Annotated in this window: 5 protein-coding genes; 3 read left to right on the forward strand and 2 right to left on the reverse strand. The window is 32.1% G+C overall.

Features of this window, described 5'->3' with window-relative positions; translation table 11 throughout:
- Nucleotides 1-48: 48 nt before the first annotated feature.
- A complete protein-coding gene (gene apaG, locus BTO04_RS12275; RefSeq protein ID WP_087565413.1) occupies nucleotides 49-435 on the reverse strand; it encodes a Co2+/Mg2+ efflux protein ApaG in 387 nt (128 codons plus the stop codon).
- 49 nt (nucleotides 436-484) lie between these two features.
- Nucleotides 485-1,699 (reverse strand): DUF5103 domain-containing protein, encoded by a 1,215-nt coding sequence (locus BTO04_RS12280; RefSeq protein ID WP_087564776.1) that lies wholly within the window; start codon nucleotides 1,697-1,699, stop codon nucleotides 485-487.
- A 330-nt stretch (nucleotides 1,700-2,029) separates the two neighbouring features.
- On the opposite strand from BTO04_RS12280, the gene BTO04_RS12285 reads away from it, so the two are divergent.
- Genes BTO04_RS12285 through BTO04_RS12295 form a run of 3 tightly spaced genes read left to right on the forward strand, consistent with a single transcriptional unit; the run spans nucleotide 2,030 to nucleotide 12,705 of the window.
- Nucleotides 2,030-2,959: a phage tail protein gene (locus BTO04_RS12285; RefSeq protein ID WP_087564777.1), complete on the forward strand. Its 930-nt coding sequence runs from the start codon at nucleotides 2,030-2,032 to the stop codon at nucleotides 2,957-2,959.
- A gap of 21 nt (nucleotides 2,960-2,980) precedes the next feature.
- Nucleotides 2,981-11,407 carry a LamG-like jellyroll fold domain-containing protein gene (locus BTO04_RS12290; RefSeq protein ID WP_087564778.1) on the forward strand — a complete coding sequence of 2,809 codons (8,427 nt, stop codon included), beginning with the start codon at nucleotides 2,981-2,983 and terminating at the stop codon, nucleotides 11,405-11,407.
- Nucleotides 11,408-11,415: 8 nt separating this feature from the next.
- Nucleotides 11,416-12,705 (forward strand): hypothetical protein, encoded by a 1,290-nt coding sequence (locus BTO04_RS12295; RefSeq protein ID WP_087564779.1) that lies wholly within the window; start codon nucleotides 11,416-11,418, stop codon nucleotides 12,703-12,705.
- Nucleotides 12,706-12,708 lie beyond the last annotated feature (3 nt).

Raw genomic sequence — 12,708 nt, forward strand, 5'->3', positions numbered from 1 at the left:
TTAAACATTCTGGATCTTTAGCAATTGCTACCTTTTTCTTTGTTTTAGTTAGTTTAATAATACAGGTGTTGTTAGTTGAAAAATTGGTATATATACTTTAAATTGATCGTACGTTTCTAGGTTTATCATTGTGTAAAAACCTTTCATAGCGCCCATGTTAGACTCTAAAAAGCAACCAGAACTATAGGTGTAAACGTCATTTGGTTTTAAAATAGGAGTTTGCCCAACTACACCTTCGCCACTTACAATTTCTGTTTTGTTTAAAGAATCGTAGATTTTCCAAAACCTATCTGTAAGTTTTACCGTATTTGAAGACGTGTTTTTTATGGTAATGATATATGCAAAAGTATAAAACAACCTATTATTTCTATAGTTTGTACCGTTGTATTTAGTTTTTACAGATATTTTTATCCCTTTTGTAATTTGCTCTACCATTATAGTAAAAGTAGCTTTTTTGTGGATTAAACACAAATCAATTTTTCTTTTATCTATTTTGATTAAAGAAACCTGTGCCAACACCAATTACACGTTCTATAAAACTACCAAAAGGTTTGTAGTATACAATTACAGAATATTCATTTTCTGTTTCGTAAAAAGTACCATTTAATTCGTTTGTGTTTACAAAACCATCTTTACCAACGGTAGCAAAAGTGTAGTTGTAAAAACCTTGTTTTAATAGGAAGTTTCCTTTGTAAGATTTTTCTTCAGCATTATAATACATTTTGGTTTCTTCAGAAATTGCAAAATCATTAAAAGCGCCATAAACATAAACTTCCTTTTCTGTAAAAGGGGTATCAACCAAAACAGAAAAATGCATCATTGCATAATCGGCTTCAGTTTTAGCATCAGATGCTTCTAAAGTTCTTATTACAAATTGGCCATTAATATCTGGGTTGTAGCTGTATCTTTTAAACTCATTAAATGTAAACGGATATAAATAATGATGGTAAACCTCTTTTTTTTCTACTTTAATAATGTTTAAACTACCGTTTCTAATGATTTTATTGTCAAAATAAAAATATTCATTTCCTCCCCAAAAATTTGTTTTGTTTGTATACGTGTATAAAAGTTGATTTTGTTTGAAGAAAGTAGGTTGTAAATCTGTTATTTTTTCGCTCCAATTATTGTTTTTTAGAATCACAACATTAATTTCTTGATTTGGATTGTTAATTCTAATATTTGGATGATTTACAGAAAACTGAATGGTTTGTTGGGTGTTTAATGTTTTTGTATTTCTACTTCTTTCAACAGAAACACCAACTATTGTCGCTTTTTCATATAGTATAAAACGTCTTGTAAAAACAACATCATCATATTTGTCAAGAACAGATAATAAGTAATTCCCGCTTTCTTTAATTTTAGTATTTATATTCGGAATTTGTACTGCGTAATGTGTGTAATTCTGAAGTGTATTAAATGAGTTTGTTACATTAATAATTGAATTTTGATTAAAACCATCAATATATTGGCTAGATAATAACCTGCTAGATTGCCAATCGTGCGTCATGTGCTCAATTTTATATTTATACTCTTTGCTATCTGCATCTAAATCATCAAAAGACAATTCTAAAACGGTGCCTAAAGGAACAATTGAAGAAAAGTAGTTTTCTTGTAAAGGTCTTAATTGTATCGTTTTTATGTTCTGAGAAATTACAGAATTAAAAAAGAAGACTAAAATTATTGTTATTTTTTGATGCATATTTTTAATGATAATGAAATTCAAAAATAGACCTTTTTAAGTTTAAATGTATATCGCAAAAAGTGTTCCTTTTCTGAGCTATTAAAAAATACACTTAGCATTTAGAGAGTAAATATAGAAAACACAATTTAAAGGTTATTTTTTAAAACTATTCTTTTTTAATAAAAATAATTTATTTAAAACTTGGTTTTTAAGTTACTTAGTGTGGTTTTATACTTGGTTTGTAAAAGAGGACTAAAAAATTATAGAGATATTAACTCCTCACTTAATGCTTTAACCATTATTTATTGCCTTACTTGCGAGTAAATTAAGTCCTAAATTATATTTATCATGAAAAAATCATTTTTAAGCCTATTGTTCTTTTGCATTTCTGTAAACTTTTTTGCACAAGGTATTTCTGTTCAAGGAATTGCCAGAGATGCCCAAAGTTCTGCCATTACGGATAAACCTTTAACTTTTACGTTTAGCATTACAACAAATAACAATACAGAGCTTTATGCAGAAACAAAGACTATTAAGACAGATGTTTTTGGTGTTTTTTCTCACATCGTAAAAAATGGAACTCCACAGAATTCAACTGTGTTTAGTGAGATAGATTTCTCAATTCAAGATTTAAAAATGAAAGTATCTGTAGTTTATGAAGGTAATACTATAGAAGTTTACGATCAAACATTTCAATATACACCCTATGCCCATTATGCTATAAATGCAGAACATGCTGCCAATGGCGTTCCTACAGGTGCTATTATGCCTTATATAGGTACAGATGCTCCTTTGGGTTGGGTGCTTTGTGATGGAAGAAGTATAGAAAATAATGATGATGCAATAGCATTAAAAAACTTAATAGGGAATAATGTACCTAACCTTAGTGGTAGGTTTTTAAAAGGTGTTGGTGCAAGAGATGACGGGGATTTCGTTGATGAAATTTCTTTAAATCAATTTCAAAGTCAGCAAACTAGGTTAACGCAACATTTGCATGGTTCAGCTGGTTTATTCACGAACGGGGCAGGAGAGCATAGACACGATATTGAGAAATTACCTATGGATAGTCAAATTATTACTGGTAATGGTGGTATGCCACATCTAAAAGATTCAAATGGACAAGATGAAAGTTTTGCTGCTGTTTCAGGAGGGGGTGATGCTATTAGTGAAAGTGGGGCTCACTTGCATGACGTATTAGGTACTACAGATTTTACGGCTACTGATAATAAGGAGATTAGACCAAGTAGTTACGGTGTAAATTATATCATAAAATTATAGTCATTTTTAAAATTTTACAATATGAATAAAATACTACAAGTTATCTGTTTGTGTTTGTTGGTTCATACTGCCAAGGCACAAGAGCAGAGTCAGCACCAACTTTTTGTTGGTAATGCTGCTATAGATTATAAATCTACTGATGACTATAATTTGCAAATGCAAGTAGGAAATCCACTTCCTTCTTTTTTATATCCTAGTGCATTTAGAACTAGGTTTGGTTTTCCTTATGGCATCCTATATATTGCGCAAACTTTTGTTATCGATGGTTTCGAAGTTTCAAAAGGGTATTATACCGATAGGGTAAATATTAAGTGGGAATTTGGTGCAAACCAGAATGTTACAGAAAAAATTAATATTTATAGAAAAGAATTAGGGAGTGTAACGCCAATGCAGTTAATTAGTAGCGTAAGCAAAGATGTTTATGAGTATAATGACACCCAAACACAAGGGGGTGTTTTATACGAATATAAAGTAGAAGCTGTGGGTGTTTCTGAGATTGAAGAACTGTATACTACGTATATAACAGGTGTGGGTTTTAGAAATCCAACAGCCACGGTTTCTGGATCTATAAGTTTTGATGGAGGTAGCCCAGTGCAAGATGCTCTTGTTTTTGCAGAAGCAAACGGAGCGGATAACAATTCTGGATCTAGTTTACAATTTATAGGGGGTTTTGTGGAGATTAATAATATTGAATATGAAATACCTACCAAGCAATTAACACTACAAACTTGGGTTACTAAACAAGATTATATTATTCAATTACAAACCACAGATAATTATAATATAGAATTCAGTGCGGGTAAATTTATAGACATAGACAGCGCTGTGCATTCTATCAAGTTAGAAGTTTTAATTAATGGTCAACAACTTACAACGGTTATATTAAAAGATTCTTATCCTACAGGAGAATTAGATAATGAAGGAAATGATGTTTTTGAAAATATTTCTTCTTTAACAGATACATCTTTTATTCATGTTTCTACTGTTTTAGAACAAGGAAGTAAACCAAAATTTTATCTTAACGGAAGAGAAATAACGCAAGCATATATAGATGGTATTTTTGGTTCTGATAGCGTTTCTAAACCTAGTTTAAATGTTGGTGTATTCTCAAATTATACTATAGATGCTACCATTGATAAAGTAATTATTGGACAAGGTATTAATGGAGACGGGTATAATGGCTATTTAGATGAGGTTAGAATTTGGCAACGTGCACTCTCTGAAGATGAAATAAGAAGAGATTACAGAAGGTATATAAGTGGTAGCGAAACTGATTTAAGCATCTACTTAAGAATGGATGAAAAAGAAGGTGCCAATGTGTATGATTTTTCTAAAAAAGGATTTCGTCAAAACAAAAACGATGGTTTTTTTGGCAGTAAAGTTGGTTTTAGTTCGGTGACTCCTACAAAAAAACAATTAGGTGTTTTTGGAGTTACAGATGCAAATGGTGCTTATACCATTTCTAGTATTGGGTATGCAGGTACAGGAGAGTCTTTTGTAATTTCACCATCTTTAGGTGTACATAAATTTGAACCCGCAAGCCAATCCTTATTTTTAGGAGCAGAAGCAAGTGTGGTGAATCAATTAAATTTTAAAGACATTTCTTCTTTTAAATTTAATGGTAGAGCAGTTTATAATGTTCAAGGTGTATTTAATAGTACTACTTTAGATAATACTGAAGCCTATAGAGATATTCAGGATTTTGGTTATAATCAATATCAAGTTACCAGCAATAATAATAGAATTACTCTCAATAAAGGGCAGTATTATTACGATGGCGGTACTATAAATCTTAATAACGGATATTATGAAGACGGAGAATTAAAAAAATACCCCGTAATTGGTTTGGAGAAAGCCAATATCTACATAGACGGAAACATTGTGATTAATGCAAATAACCAACCAGTAGAGACAGATTCAGATGGTAGTTTTAGTATTAATGTACCTATTGGACAACATCGGATAGAAGTTAGAAAAGATGGACACACTTTTGCTCATAATGGTTATTTTCCAGCCTCAGACACCTTTAATTTTGTTGAAGACCAAATAGAACAAAGATGGTTTATAGACACTACAAGAATTTCTTTAGTTGGTAGAGTTGTGGGAGGTAAAATAGAATCGGATAAACCTGTAGGTTTTGGATTAGAGGGTGCGTTTTCTTATACAAATAACGCAGGTACAGATAATGAAGAAACAGAGCTAATTTCTTCTAAAAATAATATTGGTATTGCAGAGATTATCTTAAAAGGTAATATTAATACCACTAGTTTAGATGTTTCTGTTGCAACAGATTCCATAACCGGCGAATATAAAACTTCTTTAATTCCGTATATATATCATATTAAACCTGGTGATTTAAAAGTTCCGTCAAACCCAGCCTTAAATGGTGCTTTTTTAACCAGTACTGAAACACTTAATTTAGTAACAACACCAGTTTTAGACTCTGTTAGCTACACAACAAAAGACGGTACAGAATTGTTTTCAGAAGCATTTCATCATAAAAAAAGTTTTAGATACAACGCTCCTGTAACTGTAGAATTGATAAACCAAGAATATGAGAGGGAAATTGAAATAGGTGGAAATATCTATAATATTGCTGCATTAACAGTTCCTTTATATCTTCAGAGAAAAAAGTACAATATGCTGTTCGAAGTCTCACAGAATTATGTAAATAAAGATGCTGCAGTAGACGTTTTAATTAAAGAATTTTTTACAGAAGGAACTTTTAATATCACAAATAATTTTGAGATTGCAGGTGCAAGTACAATGGCACTTATTCAAAATAGAACACAATATAAATACTCCTTTTACGCAGGAGAACCAAATATTTCAATTGCTGATTCTTTTAAAAGTGCAATTACGGTTCAATATAGTATACCAGGTAGTAATACATTGACTATTTCTAATTTAGATTATTTTAAAAATGAAGGAATTGTAAAAGGAGGTAAAAGTTCTGGTGGTGTAGCTTTTGCTACCATTGCACCAGAGGTTCCAGATATTATTTTAAGAGATCCACCAGGCTCAAATAGTTTTGCATCCATAGAAAAAGGAACAACAATAACTTATACATCAGAAAAAGTAGATGCTTCAGCAGGTGAAGACGGTGTTGGTTTTTATGCGTCTATTGGACCAAATATTACAATTAGTACAGGTGCAATTGCGGCATATACAGATGTAGAAACTGCTTTTGTTGCAGATACAGAAGGTTTAATGTCTAAATCGATAACTAATACAAGCCAAAATGTAACCACAAATAGTTATACATTTAATCAAACAATTTCTACTAGTGATGCTATTGATTTTGTAGGTTCTGATGGAGATTTATACATTGGAAATGCTAAAAATATGTATTATGGTCTTTTTGATAATATGTTTATTACTGAAAACGTGTTAATGTCAACAAACGGAACAGCAGTGGCACATATTACAATAACAGGTGTAGATGAAGGAGGTAACAGTAAAGATTTATATGTAAGTACTAGAAAAGATCGTGTTATTGGAGAGCAACCAACAAATACATTTTTCTCGTATTCTCAAAAACATATTGTAGAAACTTTAATACCAGAGTTGATTGCTTTTGCAGAGGGTTTTGATCAAAGTTCTGAGCCAGTAGGATCATTAAGAACAGCAGAGTCATACACAAATCAAGCAAATTTATGGAAACGAATTATTCAAGAAAATGAAAAAACGAAGTTTGATGCAAAGAATAATAGAGAAACGTATAAGCAAGAAGTTTTAGAAAAAGTTAATGGTTTTGGAGAATATCAAACTCAAATAAATAATTTGGTAAATGAAAATTTCTTTTCCAATCAATCTTTTGATGCTGGTTTGGGTGCGTTTACAAGTGCTATTTCTACGGTTAAAATTAATGGAAAATCTACAGAAATAACAATTGAAACATCAAATGAATTTAAAGAACAACTTGGTAACTTTGTAAATAGTGTAGGTTATAATTCTGTGTTTACTCAAGTACATTCAGAAATAGATACAGATATACTTAATTCTGAAGAAGAGATTACAACCACAATTTCGTATACCTTAAAAGATAATGATTTATTTAATGTATTAAGTGTAGATGTGGTAAATATGTTTGATGGTAATGGACCTGTTTTTATAACAAAAGGTGGTTCTACCTCATGTCCTTACGAAGGCGAAACAACCTCTATTTTTTATGAACAAGCAGAAGCGTATAGCACAAACGGAATTGGTGTTGGAGGTGAGGTTCTAGGAGACGCAACAAATAGCGTGTATAAACCAGATGTAAGAGCAGACAAAAGTGTTCTAAAAAATATTCCAGAAAGTGAAGGGGCATTGTTTACTTTACTTCTAAAGAATAATAGTGAAACACAATCTGCATTAGAATACATTATAGAGGTTGACGCTTTAACCTTAAATGGTGCTTCTACGAACATAGCACCTAATGGGGTTAATGTATATATTCCTTATAATGAAACGGTAGAATTTCCTTTTGAAGTGTATAAATCATCTGCGTCAAGTATCTTTAAATATGATAACATTAGAGTGTATTTAAAAGCGCCTTGTGATGATATTAATTCTTCTGAAGCTTTTATAGATGTTTCGGTAGAGTTTAAACCATCGTGCTCTACAGTAACTGTTTCTGCACCACAAGACAATTGGATTTTTAACAGAGCAGAAGGGTATACTACAGTTACAAATAATAATGGAGCTACAACCACTACAACAAACGAATTACCCATTACGTTTACAGATTTTAATACCGATTTTGCGGGGTTCATAAAAATAGAATTGCAATATAGAAATGCAAACTCTGCAAATTGGATGAAGTTTAAAACCTATTATGGTACGCTAGCTTTAATGGGTGCAGCAGAAGATGACGATGGTGCAGTTATAGATCCTGCAAAATCAGAATACACCTTTAATTGGGATATTATTGGAGAAAATATTTCAGATGGCAATTACGAGTTTAGAGCAATTTCTTATTGTACTGATGATGTTATTAACGTTTCGCCAATTGTACAAGGAGTTGTCAATTTAAATGCACCAGTGCTATTTGGCACCCCACAACCTTCTGATGGTATTTTAGATGTTGGCGAAGATATTTCTTTGCGATTTAATGAAGCTGTTTTTGAAGGTGACTTAACTCATATTAAAGTAACGGGTTTGCAGACTCAACAAGAAATAGACCATAGTGTTTCTGTATTTTTAGATGGGGGTGCAAATCAAATAGAATTACCATATCAAATATTACCAAATGGTGCATTTACCATGCAATTTTGGTATAAAAATGCAACCACTGGAGTTGGAGATTTAATTACTCAAGAAAACGGAATTAATGCTAGCTTAGAAGGTAACGACCTTACATTTAGTGTGGGAGGAGCATCCGTAACTGCAACAATAAATCCTTCTCAATATAATTTCTATTCTTTAGTGTATCAAACTGGAGGCAGCCCTCAATTACTGATATTTGAGAATGGAGAGGTAACTGGTTATACAAATTTAAATGGAGATTTAGACTTCAATTCTAATAGCTCAATTTTTATAGGAGGCAATAATGTAATTGGTAACATTCATGATATTCGTTTTTGGTCTAAAACCTTTACACCTGCGCAAGCAAATGTAGCAAAAGACAGAACATTAACAGGTAGAGAGTTAAATTTGTTAGGCTATTGGACTTTAGATGAAGGCCATGGAAAAGTAGGAGTTGATAAAGCTAAAAGCAGAAATGCAATTGTAAATTTAGATTGGGCTATTAATCCACAAGGAACCGGGTATAAATTTGTTGATAATTCTTACTTATCTTTAGAAAATGTAGGCTTTGTGCAACCTAGTATTGCAGAAGATATCACATTGTCATTTTGGGTTAAAACTACGATAGCAGCTAAAGGAACTATTTTTTCTAATGGAAAAGGAAATAATGATGATCTTGAGCTAACCAATGGTTTTAGAAATAAATGGTCTGTAAATATGAAATCTGACGGTAATTTAGAACTACTATCAGAAAATATGTCTTATGACTTAACTACTCAAAGTATCGCAGATGGCTCTTGGCATCATGTTGCTTTAGTTGTTAAAAGAGGGGGTGCTATAAGTTCTTATATAGATGCTTTAGAAGTAGCCTCTATTTCTTCAGCACATATTGGAGGAGTTTCTGGAAACAAAATTTTAATAGGGGCGCGTTTGTATGAAGATTCTTCTTCTACAGAAACGATTGACAATCATTTTACAGGAAATTTAGATGAGATTCGTTTGTGGAATACTGCAAGAAGTTTCGAGCAAATTAAAAGAGATCGCTATTTTGAGATCGAAGCATCTTCTGAGGGTTTAATGTTGTATACAGACTTTAATCAGGAAGATACTAACACCACAAATGGTCCTAAATACAGTCATTTGGTTGTGAATAATGGGGTGTCGTCTACCTTTTCAATTTTAAATGGAGGAACGCAAAGCTATACGGAAGATTCACCTCCATTAAAACCGAAGTTACAATTTACAAACATTCCTTTTACCACGGTAATTAATGGAGATCAAATGATTATTCAACCCACGTTAACAACAGAAGAATGGGCGCTTTTTGAAGGGCAGATTTTAGATTTCTCTGTATCTAAAATGTTAGATAAACATTTTAATGAGCAAATCTCACCAATAACGTGGTCTGCTTTTGTAAGCAAACAAGAAATAGAATGGTTTACACAAAATCAAACAAAAGAGATTGTAGCTGAGAAAAAGGTAAATGAAGCCTATTCATTTACAATGGATGTTGTAAATAAAGGAGGTAGCAATCAAGCCTATACAATTAGTGGTGTGCCAACTTGGATAACGGTTCAGGATATGTCGGGATCTGTAGCACCAAACGCAACAAAACAGGTGGTTTTTAAAGTCGATGATGAGTTAGCAATGGGTACATATAACGCAGATATCTATCTAGAAACTGCATCCGAATTTAACGACAGATTAACCTTAGATTTAAGAGTGTTAACAACAGCACCAGATTGGTCTATAAATGCGCCTGATTATTCTAGTAGTATGAATGTTATTGGTAAAATTAAAATTAATGAGGTTTTTTCTAGAGATCAATACACTAAAATTGGTGCTTTTGTAAATGATACACCAAGAGGAGAGGCTTATTTAAAATATGATACAGCTTATGATAGTTATTTTGTATACTTAACTGCGTATAGCAATGTTACAAGTGATGAAAAAATAACCTTTAAAATTTGGGATGCAATCAATGGCCAAGTTTTAATAGCTGCTATAGATGGTGCGCCAAGCACGTCTTTTTTACAGAATGCGGTTTTAGGCTCAAAATCAACCCCAGTCCTATTTTCTGGAGCTGAATTTTCTGAACAGACATTGGCTTTAAATCAAGGTTGGACCTGGACCTCTTTTTATGTAGAAGATGACAGATTTAACAATGTAAAAGCAACATTTGACGGATTGGTTTTACAAGACAATGATCAGATTAAATCTCAAAATAAATATACAAATTATGAAGACAACTATTGGTATGGTTCTTTAACTACGATAGCCAATAACCGCATGTATAAAGTGAAATTGGCAGCTGCAAACGCCTTAGTATTAATTGGAAATGATGTGGATGAAGCGAATATAGACTTGACTATTAATATAGGGTGGAACTGGTTACCGTTTCCGATTCATAGAAATATTAGTTTAAATGAAGCCCTTTCGTTTTATAATCCTACCGATGGTGATGTTATAAAAGATCAATATACTTTTGCAATTTATGATACCAGTTCTGGCTGGAGTGGAACACTTAATTATATGCAATCTAATAGAGGGTATATGATAAAGTCTGGAGCTTCAGCTTCGCAAACGTTAAATTATCCGAATTCAGAGAACGCAGCGAAATCTGATTCATCGGGTCAAGAACATGCTGCAGAAACCATTGCGCTATTTTCTAGATACAATGCCAACATGAGTATTGTTGCAGAAGTTATAGCCGATGGTAACTTTACTAAAGTTTTAGTCTATGATTCTGATGGCGTTTTAAGAGGAGCGTCTCCAATTGTTACTTTACAGAAGAAAAGAATAAGTTTTATTTCTGTTTTTAGTAATTCAAATGATGCTTTAAAGTTTAAGGTTTCTGACGGAATTACAGAAGTAGATGCAATGTCTAGTTTTGTTTTTGAAAACAATAAAGTTCTTGGAAAACTTAAAGCACCAGTTGTTTTAAACTTAATGAGTTTGTCATCTGAAGATGTGTTTCTAAGTAATGTTGTTATGTATCCAAACCCGTTTTCAAATAGCATAATTATAAACGCGTCTCTGCAAGCAGATAAGGTTACTAAAATTGAAATATTTAGTACGATTGGTGCGCTTGTGAACACAATTTCTACAGATAAGGATATTACTGCAATAGATACTTCTAGTTTAGCAAAAGGAGTTTATTTGATGAAGTTAAGTACTTCTGATGGAAAGAGTATTATTAAGAAAATGGTTAAAAAATAAGATAGACTATGAAGAACTATTTTATTTTTTTAACTCTATTATTAATAGGGTTAAAAGCAAAGGCACAAGATCCTAATTGGTCTGTAAATTCGGCGAACTATCAATATAGCATGACTTTTACGACATTTTTAAATGTAAATGGCACAACTTTATCTTCGGGTGAAAATAAAGTTGCGGCTTTTGTAAATGGTGAAATAAGGGGTGTGGCAAATGTAGTTTTTGTTGCAAGCGCAAATAAATATGTAGCCTATTTGTCTGTATTTGCCAATACAAATGGAGAAACAATAACTTTTAAAATCTATGATAGTGCGAATGATAATGTTGTTGATATTACAGCAACCGAAAATTTTATCATTGATGGTAATGTTGGTGGTATTTTTCAGTCTTACAGTATTGCAGATCCAGCTTTAAATAATGAAGCTCTTTTAAATTTGTTTTCTTTTAAAGGGGTTTCAACAGTTTCTGAAGTAGTGAACAATAATAATGTAGCTGTTGTTCTTCCTTTCGGTACAGATATTACTGGCTTGACGATTGAATATGTTTTGAGTAATGGAGCAAACCTCTTTCTTGAAAATACAAAACAGTTATCAGGAGCATCTGTACAAGATTTTACCAACACCGTTACTTATAAAGTTTTATCAGAAAATGAAGAAGTATTCGTGGAATATGAGGTAAGTGTTACTGTGGCAAGTGAAAATGTAGATCCGCCGGTATTGGTTTTAACAAGTGCTGCAAATAGTGTTGTTAAGCAAGCACCGCTGCAGGTTAATTTAACAACAAATGTTGCTATTTCTAACTTTATTCCGGAAGATGTTTTGTGCGTTAATGCAGTTGTTTCGAATATAAAGAAAGAAAACGAATTACTTTATGTACTAACAGTTGTGCCAATTCAACAAGGTGATTTTTCTATAGAAATACCACAAAATAAGGTTCTAAATTCTGATAATGAAGGGAATTCACCATCTAATAAATTGACATTTATCTATGATCTTGTAAGACCTTATGTAGCTACTATTAAAAGAAAGGATCCGACAGAAGAAATTACAAAAGATGATATACTAGAATTTACGGTAACGTTTAGTGAAGACGTAGAAAATGTTTCTTCGTCTGATTTTGTGAGTGTTTCTGACGCAACATTTACAGTAGTAAAAGAAAACGATTCAACCTATTTAATTACTGTTATGAGTATAGCAGACTTTTATGGCGTAGTTTCTTTAAATATAAAGCCAGTAAATACAATACAAGATAAAGCGGGTAACTTATTGTTAAACACTGTCATTAACGTACATCAAAATTAAGAG

This window comes from Polaribacter sp. SA4-10 (assembly GCF_002163835.1).
Lineage (GTDB): Bacteria > Bacteroidota > Bacteroidia > Flavobacteriales > Flavobacteriaceae > Polaribacter.